Source organism: Gemmatirosa kalamazoonensis (genome assembly GCF_000522985.1).
In the GTDB taxonomy this organism is placed as follows: Bacteria; Gemmatimonadota; Gemmatimonadetes; order Gemmatimonadales; family Gemmatimonadaceae; genus Gemmatirosa; species Gemmatirosa kalamazoonensis.
In genome coordinates this window covers 861,556-879,714 of record NZ_CP007128.1, presented here as the reverse complement: position 1 = coordinate 879,714, position 18,159 = coordinate 861,556, and the positions used below count along the sequence as shown (strand labels likewise).

The following is an 18,159-nucleotide window of genomic DNA, read 5'->3' as shown; positions in this document are numbered from 1 at the left end:
GCTACACTTCGAGGCGTTCGATCACACGCCTCGAATCGACGTCCCATGCCTAACGTTCATCCGGTCATCACCGGGCTCGCGTCATCGCTCGTGCTCGCGACGCTCGCCGCCTGCCACGTCAGCGTGAACGTCGGCAACACGACCGGCGACGTGCCCGGCATGAGTGCCATCACGGAATCGGATCTCCGGCGCGACCTGTTCGCGATGGCGTCCGACTCGATGCGCGGCCGCGAGGCGGGGACGCCCGACGAGCTGCGCGCCGCGGCGTGGGTGGCCGAGCGCGCCCGCGAGGCCGGGCTGCGGCCGGCCGGCGACGACGGCACGTACTTCCAGTGGTGGCCGATGCGCCGCGTGCGCCCGTCCGACGAGTCGCGCGTGCTGCTCGACGGAGCGCCGCTCGTGCTCTGGCGCGACGTGTCGATCACCGCCGCCGTCGACACGACGCTCGACCTGTCGCTCGTCTGGGTCGGCACCGCCGGCGCCGACTCGCTCCGCCGGCTCGACCTGCGCGGCAAGGCGGTGGCGGCGATGATCGTCCCGCCGGCGCGGCCGCCGGTGTCGTGGATCAGCCTCCGTCCGTGGCGCTACGGCGGGCTCGCGATCCGCGAGCGCGCGGCCGCGCTCACCGCCGCGGGCGCCGCCGCGGTGCTGCTCGTCGCCGACGACTCGGCGAACGACGTCTTCCCGACGCTCGCCGTGCAGAACCGGCGCGGGACGTTCAACGTCGACACGACGGGCGCCGCCCGCGTGCCCGCGCGTGCACCGGTGCTGTGGGCGCCTAACGCGATGCGCGACCGCGTCGCCCGCGCCGGCCGGCTCGCGCTCACGCTGCGCGCGGAGAGCTTCGTCTACCCGTCGGCGAACGTGGTCGCGGTGGCGCCGGGGCGCGACAACCGGCTCGGCGGCGAGTACGTGCTGTTCAGCGGCCACCACGACCACGACGGCGTGCGCAACACGATCGCCGGCGACTCGATCTGGAACGGCGCCGACGACAACGCCACGGTGAGCGTCGCGATGCTCGCGATCGGGCGCGCGTTCGTGAAGGCGCCCGGACGGCGCGCTGCGCTGTTCGTGTGGCACGGCGCCGAGGAGCGCGGGCTGCTCGGCTCCCGCTGGTACGCCGCGCACCCCACGGTGCCGCGCGAGCGCATCGTCGCGGTGCTGAACGGCGACATGATCGGCCGCAACGCCCCCGACAGCGCCGCGCTGCTCGGTGTGCAGCCGCCGCACCGCAACTCCGCCGAGCTGGCGCAGATCGCGCTGGACGCGAACGCCCGCGTCACCGGATTCAAGCTGGACACGATCTGGGACCGCCCGACGCATCCCGAGGGATGGTACTTCCGCAGCGACCACCTGCCGTACGCGCGCGCCGGGATCCCGTCACTGATGTTCAGCACCCTGCTGCACGCCGACTATCACACGCCGCGCGACGAGCCGTCGCGCATCGACGTGCCGAAGCTCGCGCGGATGACGCGGTGGATGTACGCCACGGGGTGGGCGGTGGCGGAGCGCGGAGCGCGGCCGGCGGTGGACCCGGGGTTCCGGCTGGAGCGGTAAGGAGAGGGCAGGAGGGCAGGAGGGCAGGAGGGCAGGAGGGCAAGAGGGCAAGAGGGCAAGAGGGCAAGAGGGCAAGAGGGCACGAGGGCAGGAGAGAATCGGAATCTCTCCTGCCCTCGTGCCCTCCTGCCCTCTTGCCCTGCTGTCCTCGTCAGCTCCCCGACCGGGCGGGATCCTTCGAGCCGACCGCCTCGTTGCGGACGCGGGCCATGATCATGGCGAGCTCCCGCTCGTACTGCGTGCGCTCCTCGGACGTCCAGAGGTTGCCCTGCGTCGCGTGGCGGATGGACGCCATCATCTCATCGATCAGCTCACGCAGGGCGAGGTTCTGACGGCGCTCGCTCGCCGGGCGCTCGGAGCCGTCGGGACCTGGCGAATTGGATCGGTCGGCCATGGCTTGGGGGGAGGTGGGGGGATGGGACCGTCAAGGTAACCCTCTACACCGCCTGGTGAAACGTTTGCGTGCTCAAGATCCCTGCCGCGAGCGACGACATTCACGAGCGATGGACCCCGCCGCCGGACGGGGCCCCGCTCGTCCCCGTCTTTCTCATGTCGCCGTCATCGTTGCACGTCTACGCCGCCCTCGCACGCTGGGCCCGCCCCCTCGGTTTCCGCGGCAAGCTGATGCTCGCCGCCGCCCTGGGTGCGGTGCTCCCCGTGGCCGCCCTCGTCGCGCTGTTCGCGACGCGGTCGGGCGGCGCGGACGCGTCGCCGGCGATGGCGCTGCTCGTGGTGGCGCTCGGCGCCACGCTCGGGGGCCTCGTCGCCGGGCGGCTCGTGACCGGGCTGGCGGAGCCGGTGCTCCTGACGGCGGCGGCGCTGCGCGCGTACCTCGTCCAGTTCGTCCGCCCGCAGCTCCCGACGGAGCACACCGGCGACGAGGCGGGGACCCTGATGGCGGACGTGCAGCACGCCGTGGAGCGCCTCGACGACATCGTCGTGCACGTCGCGACCTACGACCGGCTCACGGGGCTCCCGAACCGCGCGCTGTTCCGCGACCAGGTGCGCCACGCGCTCGCCCAGTCGCGCCGCGACGGCCGGCCGGTGGCGGTGCTCGTGCTCGACGTCGACGGCTTCCAGAACGTGAACCTCGCGCTCGGCCACGCCGGCGGCGACGCGCTGCTCACGGCGGCGGCGCAGCGGCTGAGCGCCGTGCTCCGCGAGACCGACGTGCTGGCGCGGATGGACGGCGACGAGTTCGCGATCCTCTGCACCGGTCCGGCGACCGTGGAGGGGATCGACATGCTGGCCCGCCGCATCGTGGAGGCACTCGGCCGGCCGTTCGAGATCATGGAGCGCGAGGTCGCCGTCGGGGCGAGCATCGGCATCACCATCTTCCCGACCGACAACGGTTCGGTGGAGCAGCTCATCGGCAACGCGACGAGCGCGCTGAAGACGGTGCAGCGCGCCGGCGGCAGCGGGCACCGGTTCTTCTCGCTGGAGCTGAACACGCGCCTCCACCTGCGGCTCGCGCTGGAGGCCGACCTGCGCCACGCGCTCGACCGCGGCCAGCTGCTGCTCCACTACCAGCCGAAGGTCGACGTCGTCTCCGGGCGAGTGCTCGGCTTCGAGGCGCTGCTCCGCTGGCAGCATCCGGAGCGCGGCCTGATCTCGCCGGCGGAGTTCATCCCGGTGGCGGAGGAGACCGGCCTCATCGTGCCGATCGGCGCGTGGGTGCTGCACGAGGCGTGTCGCCAGGCGCGCGCATGGCAGCACGCGGGGATGCCGCCGGTGTCGGTGTCGGTGAATCTCTCGGCGCGGCAGTTCAAGCAGCAGGACCTCGTCGCCGTGGTGCGCGCGGCGCTCGACGCGACGGGGCTCGACCCGGCGCGGCTCGAGCTCGAGGTGACCGAGAGCATCCTGATGGACGACACGAAGCGCACGGTGCAGATGCTCCAGGCGCTGCGCGAGGAAGGCATCACGATCTCGCTCGACGACTTCGGCACGGGTTACTCGTCGCTCGGCTACCTGAAGCACTTCCCGATCGACTGCATCAAGCTCGACAAGAGCTTCGTGCGCGACGCGGTGACGGACGCGCAGAGCGGCGCGATCACGTCGGCGGTCATCGCGCTCGGCCACTCGCTCGGGCTCACGGTGGTGGCGGAGGGCGTCGAGACGGTGGAGCAACTCGAGTATCTCGCCGAACGGTCGTGCGACGTGGTGCAGGGCTTCCTGTTCGGCCGCCCGATGGAGGGGACGCGGATCGCCGAGGTCGTCGGGGACCTGGGGTGCCTCGCCGCCTGATACGGCGGGATGTCTGCGGCGGGACGTCTACGGCGGGACGTCTACGGCGGGACGTCTACGGCGGGACGTCTACGGCGGGACGTCTACGGCGGGACGTCTACGGCGGGACGTCTACGGCGGGACGTCTACGGCGGGACGTCTACGGCGGGACGTCTACGGCGGGACGTCTACGGCGGGACGTCTACGGCGGGACGTCTACGGCGGGACGTCTACGGCGGGACGTCTACGGCGGGGAACTTCCCGCGGTGGATCGTCCCGCCGTTTTTCGTCCCGCCGTCGATCGTCCCGCCGTCGATCGTCCCGCCGTCGATCGTCCCGCCGTCGATCGTCCCGCCGTTAGGTCGCCGTTTCGTCCCAAGTGTCTGGACGCTCGGGAGAGCCTGGGCCAAGATGGTCCGCATCTCACCCGGATCAGGAGGCCCCATGCGTTCCCGACTTCTCGCGGCGGCGGCGCTCGGCGTGGTCGCGGTGGCGAGCCCGCTCGTCGGCCAGCCGCCTAACGCCGTCCGCGGGCTGCAGGTGCCCGTGGAGTACCACAAGCTGCCGAACGGCCTGCGGGTCGTGCTCTCTCCCGACCGCACGATCCCGACGACCGTGGTCGGCGTGTACTACGGCGTGGGGTTCCGCAACGAGCCGAAGGACCGCACCGGCTTCGCGCACCTGTTCGAGCACCTCATGTTCCAGGGCTCGCGGAACCTCGGGAAGATGGAGTTCATCAAGCTCGTGGAATCGAGCGGCGGGATCCTGAACGGGTCGACGCGCTTCGACTTCACGAACTACTTCGAGGTGGTACCGTCGAACACGCTCGAGCGCGCGCTGTGGGCCGAGGCCGACCGCATGCGCGGGCTGGCGATCACGCAGGACAACCTCGTGAACCAGCAGGGCGTGGTGAAGAACGAGGTGCGCGTGAACGTGCTGAACCAGCCGTACGGCGGGTTCCCGTGGCTCGACATGCCGCAGCACGCGAACACGAACTGGCAGAACGCGCACAACTTCTACGGCGACCTCACGGATCTCGACGCCGCGACGCTGACCGACGCGCAGGCGTTCTTCAAGACGTACTACGCGCCGAACAACGCCGCGCTCGTCGTCACCGGCGACTTCGATCCGTCGCAGGCGCTCGCGTGGGTGCGGAAGTACTTCGCCGAGATCCCGTCGCAGCCGCAGCCGCCGGCGCCGGATCTCTCCGAGCCGCGGCAGACGGCGGAGAAGCGCGCCACGCGCCCCGATCCGCTCGCGAAGCGGCCCGCGTTAGGCATCGCGTACCACGTGCCGGAGCGCTGGACGCCGGAGTGGTTCGCGTTCGGGCTGCTCGACCAGATCCTCGCGCAGGGGCGCGACTCGCGGCTCTACGACGCGGTGGTGCGCAAGCGCGCGCTCGCCGGCGGCGTGGGTGCGGGGATCAACGTGGGCCTCGGCAACATGTTCAACTACAAGGGGCCGATGCTCTACATCCTCAGCGCGATCCACGATCCCGACAAGAGCGCCGACACGCTCGTCGCCGTGATCGACTCGACGATCGGCACGCTGCGCGACGCCCCGGTGGACCGCGCGACGCTCGACCGCGCGCTCGTGAAGATGCGCTCCAACCTGTACGCGCAGATGGAGGCGCTCGCCGGCTTCGGCAAGGCGGACATGCTCGCGTCGTTCGCGCTGTTCGACGACGACCCCGCGCGCATCAACCGTCTGGAGGCCGGGTTCGCCGCGGTGACGCCGGAGCTGCTGCAGCGCACGGCCCAGGAGTACCTGCGGCCGACGAACCGCACGATCCTCACCGTCGTGCCCGCGCCGGCCGCGGGCGCGAAGTCGAGCCAGTGAGCGGAGGCCTAACGATGCGTACGATCATCCATGCGACCACGCTCACCGTGCTGGCATCGGTCGCGGCCGCGCAGCAACCCGTCACGAAGGACGCGCCGGCCGGCCCGCGCGAGCAGCCGCCCGCGCTCGCGCCCGCGCGGGACTTCAAGCTCCCCGCGCCGACGCGGCTCACGCTGCCCAACGGCATGCGCGTCGCGCTCGTCCCGTTCGGCACGATCCCGAAGGCCACCGTGCGGCTGTACGTGCGCACGGGCAACATCGACGAGCGGTCGGACCAGACGTGGCTCGCCGATCTCACTGGCGACCTGATGGTCGAGGGCACGGCGACCCGCACCGCGCGGCAGATCGCCGAGGAGACCGCGGCGATGGGCGGCTCGCTCGGCATCGGCGTCGGCACCGACCAGACCAACATCGGCGGCGAGGTGCTCGGCGAGCGCGCGCCGGACATGGTGCGCCTCGTGGCCGACGTCGTGCGGCATCCGGCGTTCCCGGCGAGCGAGCTGCCGCGCCTGAAGGCGAACCGGCTGCGCAGCCTCGCCGTGCAGCGCAGCCAGGCGCAGACGCTCGCCTCCGAGCGGTTCGCGCAGGTGATGTACGGCGACCACCCGTACGGCCGCTTCTACCCGACCGAGGCGCAGCTCCAGGGCTACACGGTGGACGAGGTGAAGGCGTTCCACGCGGCGAACTACGGCGCCGCGCGCGCCACGCTGTACGTCGTGGGCGTGTACGACCGCGCGGCGGTGGAGCGCGCGGTGCGCGAGGCGTTCGGCGACTGGGCGGCGGGCGCGCCGCCGACGAAGAATCCGCCGACGCCGGTGGCGAAGCGCTCCGTCGCGCTCATCGATCGGCCGGACGCGGTGCAGTCGACGATCATCGTCGGGCTGCCGGTCCCCGACCCGTCGAACCCCGACTACACGAAGCTCGTCGTCACCGACGCGCTGCTCGGCGGCGCGTTCGGGTCGCGCATCACGAGCAACATCCGCGAGCAGAAGGGCTACACGTACTCGCCGTTCAGCTTCATCAACACGCACGTCGGCGACGCGTACTGGGCGGAGCAGGCGGACGTGACGACGAACGTCACGGGCGCCTCGCTCACGGAGATCTTCAAGGAGGTCGACCGCCTGCAGGCCGAGGCGCCGCCGGCCCAGGAGCTTGGCGGGATCAAGAACAACCTCGCCGGCGTGTTCGTGCTGCAGAACGGCTCGCGCGCGGGGATCACGTCGCAGCTCCAGTTCGTGAACCTGAACGGCCTCGGCGAGGACTACCTCACCGGGTACGTGAAACGCGTGCTCGCGGTGACGCCGGAGGACGTGCAGCAGACCGCGCGGAAGTATCTCGACAAGAGCAAGATGACGCTCGTCGTGGTGGGCGATAAGAAGACGGTGGAGGCGCAGCTCGCGCCGTTCGTGCCCACCGTGCCGTGAAGCCAACTCGTTAGGCATCCGCGCGCCACCTCAGGCCCTCGCTCGAGAGACGGCTCCCCGTGTTCGGATGGCGGATCGAACGATCCACCGATCCGCCGACCCGCCATCCAAACCTGGGAGCCATCTCTCGCGAGGAGACGTGAGCCGGCGCACGGCACGATGCGCGTCTACGGGATCGCCGCGTCGTCGATCAGCCGCAGCATGACCTGGTAGCGCGGCCACTCGCGCGCCTCCTGCGGCTCGTCGTCGTCGGGCTCCGGCGGATCCGGTAGATCCGGGATCTCGTCGAGCAGCGCGTCGACTTCGGGATCCCAGGCGTCGGCCTCGAGATCGTCCATCCATTCCGGCTCCGGCTCGTCGGGAAGCGGCGTCTCGTGCGCCACCGCGAGCAGATGCTCGGAATCCTGCACCCAGAGGTCCTCGGTGGGCACGACCTCTCCATCGGGGCCGCGCAGCTCGAGCGAGAGCTCGGCGTGCGAGTCGTGCGCCGCCGGCAGCAGCGTCTCGCCGAGTGGCGTGGGCTGCAGGTCGCCGGCGCGGTGGCGCGGCAGGGCGCGGGCCCAGGCGAGGTCCGTCGTGCCGAGCAGACGGCCGTGGCTCCAGAGCGTGTACATCGAGCGAGACCTCCGACGAGTGTGCGTGTAGAATCCGAAGACCACCCGGATCGACCGGATCCGGGCGTCGCACGCCGTGTCGAAACCGCTGCACCCGGAGCCCGATGCTCGCCGCCGCCCGTCACCTGACCGTCGCCGCACTCGTCACGCTCGCCGCCTGTTCGTCGGACGCCGTCGTCGCGCCGCCGATCGACGGAGGGTCGACGGGACTGACCGTCACCGTGCCCGCCGCGCCCGCGCCGAACCTCGCCGGGCGGGGCGATCTCGTGTCGAGCAGCGCGGGGCCCCGCACGCCGCGGGTCCTCGTCGCGACGACGCTCGCGCTCACCGGCGCGTCGCGCGCGTTCTCGGCGCGCTACGACGCGCAGCCGTACGTCGTGCGCTACCGCACGCCGAACGTCGAGGGGCAGCTCGTGACGGCGAGCGGCGCGGTGTGGATCCCGGTCGGCGCGACGGGTGCGCTGCCGCTGGTCGTGTACACGCACGGCACGGAGACGAGCAAGAGCGAGGCGCCGTCCAATCTGTTAGGCACCGCGGAGGGGGACGTGTTCGGCGCGCTCTACGCGTCGGACGGCTCGGTGGTGGCGGAGCCGGACTACCTCGGACTCGGCGTCGCGGGAGCGGGGCAGTACCACCCGTACCTGCACGTGCAGAGCGAGGCGTCGGCGGCGGTGGATCTGCTGCGCGCGGCCCGCGCGCTGGCGACGCAGCTGGGGACTCCGCTCGCCGCGGGGAGCCTGTTCGTCACCGGCTACTCGCAGGGCGGCGGCGCGGCGATGGGGCTGTTCCGCGAGCTGGAGAGGAACTACGCGACGGAGTTTCCCGTGCTCGGCGCGGCGCCGATGTCGGGGCCCTACGACCTCGAGTCCACCGCGCGCACGATGCTCGAGCGGAACGAGGACTATCACGTCACGGCGGTGTACACGGCGTATCTCACGGCGACGCTCGACACGGTGTATCGCATGGCGCCGAAGCTCTCCGACCTCATCGCGCCGCCGTACGACGTGATCGCCGCCCACCTGCGCGACGGCGTGGCGACGAGCGGCGAGCTCGCGCAGCTGCCGTCGCACGCGCGTGACGTGCTGCGCGCCGACGTGGTGCAGGCGATGCTCGCGAACAAGGACCACCCGTTCTGGGCCGCGACGCGCGACAACAACACGTACGACTGGACGCCCCGCGCGCCGCTGCGTATCTACTACGGCGGCGCCGACAAGGACGTCTACCCGGCGAACGCGCTCACCGCGGAGACGCGGATGCGCGCGAACGGAGCGCGCAACGTCGCCGCCGTGAACGTCGGCGCGAACCTCGACCACGCCGGCGCGGTGCTGCCGGCGACGATCGCGGGGCGGATCTTTCTCGACTCGCTGCGGCGCGGGCTGATCGCTCGGTAATCTGCGGACTACTGCCGTAGCCCGAGCTGCCTAACGCGGATATCCGCGCCAGAGCCACTCCAGCGCCTCGGGCAGCGTCTGCGCCTTCACGGCACGGTCGCAGTGCCCGGCGTCGCGCGCGAACACGAACTGGTAGCGGTAGCCCTTCGCCGCGAGCGCGGCGGCCATGCGCTCGTTCGCGTCGACCCAGTCGTGCATGCCGTCGCGCATGACGTTCGGGTTGTACAGGTCGCGGTCGCCGACGTGCATCCAGACGCGGATCGGCTTCGGCGGCGACTGCGGGACGAGGCGCTCGTGGAGCGTCCACGCCCCGTGCGGCATCGCCGAGTCGTGCGGCCACTGCTGGTTCACGAACGTGCCCGAGTACGACAGCACGCGGTGGTACCACTCGGGGTGATACCACGCCATGATGAACGCCGCCGCGGCGCCGGAGCTGCACCCCATCGTCGCACGCCCGTCGGGGTCTCGCGTCAGGCGTACGCCGTACTGCCGCTCGACGAGCGGCAGCACCTCGCGCTCCACGAACTCCGCGTAGCGCCCCGACATCGTGTCGTACTCGAGCCCGCGCTCGCTTCCCTGCGCGTCGCCGCCGCCGTTGCCGATCGACACGGCGATCATCGGCGGCACGCGGTGCTCGGCGATGAGGTTGTCGAGCGTCGCGAACAGCAGCGGGTCGGGGCCGTCGGCGCCGACGAGGAGCGGCGCGGCGCTGCCGGGGACGTACTGCGCGGGCACGTAGACGTCGACGCGACGCGTCCACGGCGCGGCGCGGCTCGTCGTGACGACGAGCGACGCCGGATCGTTCGGGTCGGGCGTGCCGAACGTGCCCGAGTCGCGCGCGACGCCGGGGAAGAGGCGGCTCTCCTCGGAGCGCATGGTGAAGGTGTGCACCGTGCCGCGCGGCACGCCGTCGCGCGCGAGCGTCTCCGGCGCCGGCGCGTGTGTGGGGCCGAGCACGAAGTTGCCATCGCGATCGACCGGTGGCAGCGCGCCGTCGGGGAGGTCGGTCGACGGCACGTAGCCCGGCGCGTGCGGGTCGCGCGTCGGCGGCGTGGGACGCGGCGTCTGCGCGGCAGCCGTCCACGCGGTCGCCGTCGTCACGATCACCAGAGTCGCGAAGGTTCTCATCTCTCGCGGGTTGGCTCCACGTACGAAACTCTGTAGGACTGAAGAAGGACTGAAGGAGGACTGAAGCAGGACACTTGAAAGGTTCCTTCTTCAGTCCTCCTTCAGTCCTTCTTCAGTCCCACGGAAACACGTACGTGGAGCCCAGGAGGCGCGCCGAGCCACGCGTCACCCGGCGGCGTTGTCGACGATCCACATCGTGCGCTCCCGCCCGCGCACGCGCGCCGCCGGCAGCTCGGTGTCTCCCGCGCGCACCGCGTCGACGATGTACTTCTTCTCCGCGCCGGTGGCGAGGACGAGGATCTCCGTGGCGCCGGTGAGCGCGGGGAAGGTGAGCGTCACGCGCGGGACGAGCGGCTTCGCGGTCGGCGGCGCGGGGTCCACGGGCACGGCCCACCGGTCGGTCACGTCGAGCGCGGGGTGTCCGGGGAAGAGCGACGCCGTGTGCCCCTCCGTGCCGACGCCGAGCAGCACGAGGTCGAAGCCCTCGCCGCCCGTGCCCAACGCGCCGAACGCGTCGCGCAGCATCGCGTCGTACGCCTCGGCCGCGGCGGCGGCGCCGAGCTCTCCGGGGATGCGGCGCACGTTCTCGGGCGGGATCGGCACGCGCGAGAGCAGCGCGTCGTGCGCCATGCGGTAGTTGCTCGCCGCGTCGTCGGGCGGCACGCACCGCTCGTCGCCGAACCACACGTCGACGAGGTTCCACGGCAGTCGCGCCGCGTCGGAGGCGGCGAGGCGCGCGTAGAGCGCGCGCGGCGTGCTGCCGCCCGCGAGCGCGACGGCGCAGCGGCCGTGCCGCTCGACCGCATGCAGCACCGCGTCGCCGACGAGCGCCTCGGCGGCCTGCGTGAGCGCGTCGGCGTCGGCCACCACGCGCACGACCGGCGCGGCGCCCGCAAGGTCGTTAGGCGCCGTCATCGCGCGGCCCGCGTGCCGCGCGGCGCCGCGCTCCCGTCACCGGGGAGCGGCGCGCGCGACGAGATGAGCTCCGCCTCGATCGGGCCCCACGTGCCCGCGGGGTACGGGTACACCGCGCGCCGCCCGTCGAGCAGCGGCGCGTAGAGCGCCCAGCTCGTCTCCACCTCGTCGGCGTGCACGAACAGCGTCTGGTCGCCCAACAGCAGGTCGAGGATCAGCGTCTGGTACGCCTCGGGAAGCACGGCGAACTCCTCGTCGTAGCTGAAGTGCAGCGGCAGGCGGCGCAGCCGGAACGGCTCGCCGGGCGCCTTCACGTCGAAGAACAGCGAGAACCCCTCGTTCGGCTGCAGCGTGACGAGCAGCGTGTTGCGATGGAGCTCGTCGGCGACGACGGAGCGGAACATCCACACCGGCGCGCGACGGAACTTGATCTCGATCTCGGTCAGCCGGCGCGGCATGCGCTTGCCGGTGCGCAGGTAGAACGGCACGCCCTGCCACCGCCAGTTCTCGAGGTGCAGCGTGAGCGCGGCGAACGTCTCGGTGCGCGAGTCGGGGGCGACGCCGGGCTCCTCGCGATACCCGGCGACGTCCTTGCCGTCGATCTGTCCCGGCTCGTACTGCCCGAGCACCGCGTCCTCCGGCGAGATCGGCCGGATGGAGCGCAGCACCTTGATCTTCTCGGCGCGGATGGCGGCGGCGTCGAGCCCCGACGGCACGTCCATCGCCACGAGCGTGAGGAGCTGCGTGAGGTGGCTCTGCACCATGTCGCGCAGCGCGCCCGCCGACTCGTAGTAGCCGGCGCGCTTCTCGACGCCGAGCTCCTCGGCCACGGTGATGGTGACGCTCTCGATGCGGTCGCGGTCCCACAGCGACTCGAACATCGCGTTGGCGAACCGGAAGACGATCAGGTTCTGGACCGTCTCTTTGCCGAGGTAGTGGTCGATGCGGTAGATCTGCGACTCGTCGAAGCAGCGGTGCACGAGGTCGTTCAGCGCGCGCGCGGAGGCGAGATCGCGGCCGAACGGCTTCTCGATGACGAGGCGCGTCCAGCCGGGGCCGTGGTTCAGCCCCACGGCGCCGAGCTTCTCGACGGTGGGCGGGAAGGCGCCGGGCGGCAGCGACAGGTAGAACGTGCGGTTCCCCGGCAGCGAGTGCTCCTGCTCCAGCGCGGTGATGCGCTCGACGAGCGGCGCGTAGTCCTCGTCGACGTCCTGGAAGTACACGTACTTCGACACCCACTCCTGCAGCGCGGCGGCGTCCGCGTTCGGATCGGCGCCGCGCACCGCTTCGAGCGTGATCTGGCGGAACGCGTCGTCCTCGATGTTGTCGTCGCGCGTGACGCCGAGGACGTAGAGGCCCTGCTTCGTGAAGCCCTGCGCGTGGAGCTGCCAGAGCGCCGGGAGGATCTTGCGACGCGACAGATCGCCGGTGGCGCCGAAGATGACGAACAGGCTCGGATCCGGCTCGTGGTGCGGCAACTCGCCGGTGGAGTAGTCGCCGTCGCCGCGGGCGGACTGGTTAGGCAGCGGCATCGCTCAGCCCTCGCGCTTGATGGCGTGACCGCCGAACTGGTTGCGCATCGCGGCCAGCAGCTTGTCGGTGAACGACTCGGCGTCGCGCGAGCGCAGGCGGGCGATGAGCGAGTGCGTGATGACCGGCGCCGGCACGTCGAGATCGATCGCCTCGGCCACCGTCCAGCGTCCCTCGCCGGAGTCGCTGACGTACGGCGCGATGCCGTCCATCGTCGGGTTCTCGGCCAGCGCGCGCGCGGTGAGATCGAGGAGCCACGAGCGCACCACGCTGCCCTCGCGCCAGATCTCGGCGACCTGCGCGAGGTCGAGAGCGAACTCCTTCTTGTGCTGCATGATGCTGAACCCTTCGGCGAACGCCTGCATCATGCCGTACTCGATGCCGTTGTGCACCATCTTCGTGAAGTGGCCGCTGCCGACGGGACCGACGTGGCCCCAGCCGGTGTTAGGCCCCGGCGCGAGCGTCTCGAAGAGGGGGCGCAGCCGCCCGACGGCCGCGTCGTCGCCGCCGACCATGAGGCTGTAGCCGTTGGCGAGCCCCCACACGCCGCCGCTCGTGCCGCAGTCGATGAAACTCACGCCGCGCTCGGCGCACTTCGCGCCGCGTCGCATGGAGTCCTTGTAGTTGCTGTTGCCGCCGTCGATGATGGCGTCGCCCTGCTGCAGCATGCCGAGCAGCGTGTCGACCATCTGCTCGGTGGGGTCGCCGGCGGGGATCATGATCCACACGGCGCGCGGCGCGTCGAGCGATCGGACCAGCGCCTCGAGCGACTCGGCGCCGGTGATCCCGGACTGGCCGGCCGCGGTCTTCTGCGTGGCCTCGGGCGAGCGGTCCCACGCCGCCACCTGGTGTCCACCCCGCGCCAGCCGCGTCGCCATGTTGGCGCCCATGCGGCCGAGTCCCACCATCGCGATCTGCATGTGTTCTCCGGGATGACTTGCCGCGCGGGAGCACTGATTCGGAACCGATGCCCGCGCCTCGTGGATTCTGCGTGCGGCGGAGGCCGGGCGGTAGACGTTGCGAGGCGGACTCGAGCCCCGGGGCTCTGGTCGGACGGCGAGAGGCGGTGCAATCTCACGCGGGGACGCGGGGACGCGGAGAAACACCTTCGCTGGGTGTGTTGACCGCAGAGGACGCAGCGGGCCGCAGAGGTCTGCCCTTTTGAATTGAACCACGGAGGACACGGAGGACACGGAGGAAGCCAATCGAAGTGGTTCTCCTCTGTGTCCTCTGTGCCCTCCGTGGTTCAAGGTTTTGGGGTGCTCTGCGGCCCTCTGCGCCCTCTGCGGTTCGAACTCGAAGAGCCCGGAGCCGACCATGTCCGAGTCGTGGAACCGCATCGCGCATCTCGCCGATCTGCCGGGCGACGGACCGTTCGCGCTGTCGGCGGACGGCGTGGATCTCGTGGTCGTACGCGTGCGCGGCGAGCACCACGCGTACGCCGGCCGGTGCCCGCACCAGGGCGCGCTGCTCGGCGAGGGAGAGCTCGACGGCGACGCGCTGGTGTGCCGCAACCACCGGTGGCGATTCGACGCGGCGACGGGGGCGCGGCAGGGCGGGCCGGAGTGCCTCGCGCGATGCCCGCTGGCGCGGCGCGGGGACGAGCTGTGGGCCGACACGTCGGCGCTGCGCGAGACGGCGGCGAGCGCCGCTCCGGCGCGCGCGCATCGCCGGCTCGAAGACCTGCCGGGACCTCGACCGCTGCCGATCGTCGGCAACCTGCACCAGATCGACATCTCGCGCGTGCACGAGACGGTGGAGCGGTGGGCGGCGGAGTACGGCCCGCTGTTCCTCTACCGCGTGGGGCCGAACCGCATCCTCACCGTGTCGCGCCCCGAGCTGATCGAGCCGATCCTGCGCGACCGGCCGGAGACGTTCCGGCGCTCGCCGAACATCGCGCCGGTGTTCCGCGAGCTCGGCGTGGCGGGCCTGTTCTCGGCCGAAGGCGACGCATGGCGCCCGCAGCGACGGCTCGCGATGCAGGCGCTGTCGCACCGCAACCTGCGCGGCTTCTACGCGACGCTCGCCGACGTGACGGCGCGGCTGCGGCGCCGCTGGGAGGCGAAGGCCGACGCCGGCGCCACGCTCGACGTCGCGGAGGAGATGAAGCGGTTCACCGTCGACGTCACGAGCATGCTCGTGTTCGGGCGCGACGTCGACACGATCGGCCGCGACGACGACGCGATCCAGCGGCACCTCGGGCAGGTGTTCCCGGCGTTCAACCGGCGGCTGTTCGCGCTGCTCCCGACGTGGCGGTGGGTGCGCCTGCCGGCGGACCGACGCGTGGACCGCGCCGTCGCGGAGCTGCGCGTGTGGCTGCGCGACCTGGTGGCGGAGACGCGCGCGCGGCTCGCCGCCGAGCCGTCGCGCGCCGAGGCGCCGCAGAACTTCCTCGAGTCGATGCTCGCGGCGCGCGACGCGGACGGGAACCCGTTCCCCGACGAGGTGATCTTCGGCAACGCGATGACGATGCTGCTCGCCGGCGAGGACACGACGGCGTACACGCTCGCGTGGGCCGTGCACCAGCTGTGCGACGCGCCCGACGTGGTGGAGCGGCTGCGCGCCGAGGCCGACGCGGCGGGCATCGGGTCGGGCGCAGCGCCGCCGGACATCGAGGCGGCGGATCGGCTCGCGTACGCGGGCGCGGTGGCGAACGAGACGATGCGCCTGCGTCCGGTCGCGCCCGTGGTGCTGCTCGCGGCGACGCGCGACGTGGTGATCGGCGACGTCGCCGTGCCGAAGGGAACGTGGGTGGCGCTGCTCACGCGGCCGCCAGCGGTGGACGCGCGGCACTTCGGCGACCCGGCCGCGTTCCGGCCGGAGCGGTGGCTGCCTAACGGGCAGCTGCCTAACGGCTCGCTGCCTAACGGAGGACCGCTGGCGCACGATCCGTCGGTGTTCCTGCCGTTCGGGTCGGGGCCGCGGATCTGCCCGGGGCGGTCGCTCGCGCTGCTCGAGATGCGGCTCGTGCTCGCGACGCTCTACTCGGCGTTCGACGTGGAGCGCGCGGACGGGGCGAGCGACGTGCGCGAGGCGTTCGCGTTCACGATGCACCCGGTGGGGCTGCGGGTGCGGCTGCGTCGCCGGGCGGCTCTCACGGCGCCCGGGCTGCCGTCGCTCAGGGGCGCTCGTCCGGACGCGGCGGCCACTTCACGCGGTCGAGCGCCTTGACGAGCGCGGCGCCGACGTCGGCGGCCATCGAGTCGGGCGACGTGCTCGCCGGCGTGCGCGCGGTGCGGACGCTGAACGGGAAGCCGCGCGCGGCGTCGTGGATGACGGCGACGACGCCGACGGTGGAGTCGCGCTGCACGGTGACGAGGCCGCCGAGGACCGCGCCGCTGTGCGTGACGGCGGCGAGCGCGCCCTCGGGGAGCCCCATGCGCTGCACGTCCTTCACCGTCGACGGGTCGATCGCCTCGTAGCCGTCGCGCTGGGAGATCGCGCGTCGGGTCGCGGCCGTCACCGCGCCGGCGAGGCCGCGCAGGTCCGGGCGCCCGGTGCCGTCGCCGAGGTCGAGCACGAGCACGCGGCGCACGCCCGGCTTCGGCGGCGGGAGCCGCTCGCCGAGCTTCGCGATCCACGCCGCGGCCTCGCTGCGCAGCGCGTCCTCGCGCGCCACGCGCGGGTCGACGCGCATCTCGAAGCGGGAACCGACGCCGGCCACCGCGCCCGCGGCGCCCGAGGCACCCGCCCGGGCGAGCGCGGACATGGTGGCGGAGTCGGGGACCATGCGCCGCAGGTCGGGCATGCCGACGATGACGCGACCCGGCCCCGGGCCATGGCCGCGCGCGAGCCCCATGGCCGCATCGCGGAGCGAGTCGGCGAAGTGCTGCCACGACACGGCGCGCAGCGACTCGGCCTGCTGCGGGGCCATGGGCTTCGCGTCCTTCGCGCGGCGCGCCCGCTCCTCGCCGGCGAGCCGGCGCTCGACGGCGGCGGCGATCGCGAGCGAGTCGTCGCGGGTGAGGCGCGGCGTGACGACGGGCACGGCGGGCGCGGGCACCGCGGGCGCGGATACGGCGGGCGCGACCACCCCGGCGGGTGCGGCCGGCGCGTTAGGCACCTTCGGCGTCGCGGCGCCGCGGTCGCCGAGGCCGCGCACGACCGCCCATCCGCCGAGGAGGACGAGCGCCATGCCGAGCAGCGCGCCGCCGAGGACCGCGGTGGGGCGGCGGTGCGACGCCGAAGGCGCCGGAAGTCGGGTCGTCGTCGCCTCGGCGGCACCGGCCGGCAGGGGCGCCGTGAGCACGTTAGGCACGGTGCCTAACGGTGCGGTGACGGGCGCGGTCTCCGGCGGCGTGATGCCGCCGAGCACCGCGTCGGCCGGCGTGCCGCCGCCCGGCGTGACGTGGTACGCCGCCGCCTCGAGCGCGCCGAGCAGATCCTCCGCCGACGCGGGGCGCTGCGCAGGCTCCTTCGCGAGGCACCGCTCGATGACCGCGGAGAGCGCGGCCGGCACGTCGGGGCGCAGCGTGTGGAGCGCGGTCGGCACGCGCGTGAGCTGCGCGGCGAGCGTCGCCTGCGGCGAGTCGGCGGTGAACGGCGACTGGCCGACGAGCAGCTCGTAGGCGAGCAGCCCGGCGGCGTACAGGTCCACCCGATGATCGGCCGCGGGGTCGGCGGCGAGCTGCTCGGGGGCCATGTAGGCCGGCGTGCCGATCGCGAGCCCGGTGGACGTGGTGCCGGCGGCGAACACCCCGCCGGTGCTCTGGCGCGCCGCGCTGAGCGCCTTCGCCACGCCGAAGTCGGTGACGAGGGCGTGGTTGCCGAGCATGAGGACGTTGCCCGGCTTCACGTCGCGGTGGATGACGCCGCGCGCGTGGGCGTGGGCGAGCGCCTCGACGACGTCGTGCAGGATGCGCACGACCTCGCGCACGGTGAAGCGGCGCCCCCGGGCAAGGGCGGCGCGCACCGACTCGCCCTCGATGAACGGCATCGTGTAGTACATCGACCCGGCGACCTCGCCGGCGGCGAGCAGCGGGACGATGTGCGGATGCTGGAGCCGCGCGGCGAGCTGGATCTCGCGGAGGAACCGGTCGCGGTTCATGCCGGCGGCCCACTCGAGCGGCAGCACCTTCACGACGACGGTGCGGCCGAGGGCGGGCTCCTCGGCCACGAACACGCGGCTCATGCCGCCGCCATGGAGCTCCCGTCCGAGGACGTAGGCCGGCGCGAGGGCGGCGGCGAGGGCGTCGCGGAAGCTGTCGTCGGCGCCGGGCGCGCCGCCGGAGGGCGCGCTCAGCGCGTCACCGGAATCGGTCACGTCGGCGGTCCGGCGAGGGGGGGCATGGGGACGATAGTACACGGTCCGCGCAGGGCGGGGTAGCGGCGGCATGGCCGTTCGACACCGGGCGGGAGGGGAGCGTTGCAGGGCTTCCCGCACGGCGGCGCTCCAGCACGGCGGTTCCTCACCGGCGGTTCCGATACCACGGGAGGGGCCGATAGTTCGGGGCGGTGCGGCGGGGTGGGTGCTGCGGGGCCGCACCGGCGGGCCGGTCGCTGTATCGATCGCGCGGTGTCCGCCCCGCACCGGAACCG

13 protein-coding genes are annotated in these 18,159 nt (G+C 72.6%); 6 read left to right on the top strand and 7 right to left on the bottom strand.

The features are described 5' to 3' along the window. Positions 1–45: 45 nt before the first annotated feature. Entirely contained in the window at positions 46–1,557 is a 1,512-nt protein-coding gene (locus J421_RS03840) for a M28 family metallopeptidase (RefSeq protein ID WP_025409850.1), read from the top strand. 151 nt (positions 1,558–1,708) lie between these two features. On the opposite strand, the gene J421_RS31970 is transcribed toward J421_RS03840, so the two are convergent. Further along, a complete protein-coding gene (locus tag J421_RS31970) occupies positions 1,709–1,951 on the bottom strand; it encodes a hypothetical protein (protein ID WP_025409849.1) in 243 nt (80 codons plus the stop codon). A gap of 68 nt (positions 1,952–2,019) precedes the next feature. On the opposite strand from J421_RS31970, the gene J421_RS03835 reads away from it, so the two are divergent. The 3 genes from J421_RS03835 (at position 2,020) to J421_RS03820 (ending at position 7,043) form a co-directional block, all read left to right on the top strand. Continuing rightward, positions 2,020–3,801: a putative bifunctional diguanylate cyclase/phosphodiesterase gene (locus tag J421_RS03835; protein WP_104022218.1), complete on the top strand. Its 1,782-nt coding sequence runs from the start codon at positions 2,020–2,022 to the stop codon at positions 3,799–3,801. A 423-nt stretch (positions 3,802–4,224) separates the two neighbouring features. After that, the gene (locus J421_RS03825; protein WP_104022217.1) at positions 4,225–5,619 is read left to right on the top strand and encodes a M16 family metallopeptidase; all 1,395 of its coding nucleotides are present in this window, start codon (positions 4,225–4,227) and stop codon (positions 5,617–5,619) included. 14 nt (positions 5,620–5,633) lie between these two features. Beyond that, on the top strand, positions 5,634–7,043 hold the full coding sequence (locus J421_RS03820) for a M16 family metallopeptidase (RefSeq protein ID WP_025409845.1): 1,410 nt from the start codon (positions 5,634–5,636) through the stop codon (positions 7,041–7,043). A 167-nt stretch (positions 7,044–7,210) separates the two neighbouring features. Here J421_RS03820 and J421_RS03815 read toward each other — a convergent pair whose 3' ends face one another. Next, positions 7,211–7,657 (bottom strand): hypothetical protein, encoded by a 447-nt coding sequence (locus tag J421_RS03815; protein WP_025409844.1) that lies wholly within the window; start codon positions 7,655–7,657, stop codon positions 7,211–7,213. A 104-nt stretch (positions 7,658–7,761) separates the two neighbouring features. Between J421_RS03815 and J421_RS03810 the strand changes: the two genes are divergently transcribed. After that, a complete protein-coding gene (locus tag J421_RS03810; RefSeq protein WP_025409843.1) occupies positions 7,762–9,048 on the top strand; it encodes an alpha/beta hydrolase family protein in 1,287 nt (428 codons plus the stop codon). 30 nt (positions 9,049–9,078) lie between these two features. Here the strand turns inward: J421_RS03810 and J421_RS03805 are convergent, their stop codons facing one another. From J421_RS03805 to gnd, 4 genes are all read right to left on the bottom strand, one after another. Next, positions 9,079–10,176 (bottom strand): alpha/beta hydrolase, encoded by a 1,098-nt coding sequence (locus tag J421_RS03805; protein WP_025409842.1) that lies wholly within the window; start codon positions 10,174–10,176, stop codon positions 9,079–9,081. A gap of 165 nt (positions 10,177–10,341) precedes the next feature. After that, a complete protein-coding gene (gene pgl / locus J421_RS03800; RefSeq protein ID WP_025409841.1) occupies positions 10,342–11,091 on the bottom strand; it encodes a 6-phosphogluconolactonase in 750 nt (249 codons plus the stop codon). Further along, complete coding sequence (zwf, locus tag J421_RS03795; RefSeq protein WP_025409840.1) at positions 11,088–12,623, bottom strand: glucose-6-phosphate dehydrogenase; 1,536 nt, start codon at positions 12,621–12,623, stop codon at positions 11,088–11,090. The genes pgl and zwf overlap by 4 nt, the downstream gene beginning before the upstream one ends. A 3-nt stretch (positions 12,624–12,626) precedes the next feature. Next, the gene (gene gnd, locus J421_RS03790; protein ID WP_104022216.1) at positions 12,627–13,940 is read right to left on the bottom strand and encodes a phosphogluconate dehydrogenase (NAD(+)-dependent, decarboxylating); all 1,314 of its coding nucleotides are present in this window, start codon (positions 13,938–13,940) and stop codon (positions 12,627–12,629) included. Between gnd and J421_RS03785 the strand changes: the two genes are divergently transcribed. Continuing rightward, positions 13,939–15,792, top strand: a complete 1,854-nt coding sequence (locus J421_RS03785) for a cytochrome P450 (protein ID WP_104022215.1) — start codon at positions 13,939–13,941, stop codon at positions 15,790–15,792. The genes gnd and J421_RS03785 overlap by 2 nt on opposite strands. Here J421_RS03785 and J421_RS03780 read toward each other — a convergent pair. Beyond that, the gene (locus J421_RS03780) at positions 15,740–17,884 is read right to left on the bottom strand and encodes a serine/threonine-protein kinase (RefSeq protein WP_025409837.1); all 2,145 of its coding nucleotides are present in this window, start codon (positions 17,882–17,884) and stop codon (positions 15,740–15,742) included. The two genes, J421_RS03785 and J421_RS03780, sit on opposite strands and share 53 nt — an antisense overlap. Between the last annotated feature and the right edge of the window lie 275 nt (positions 17,885–18,159).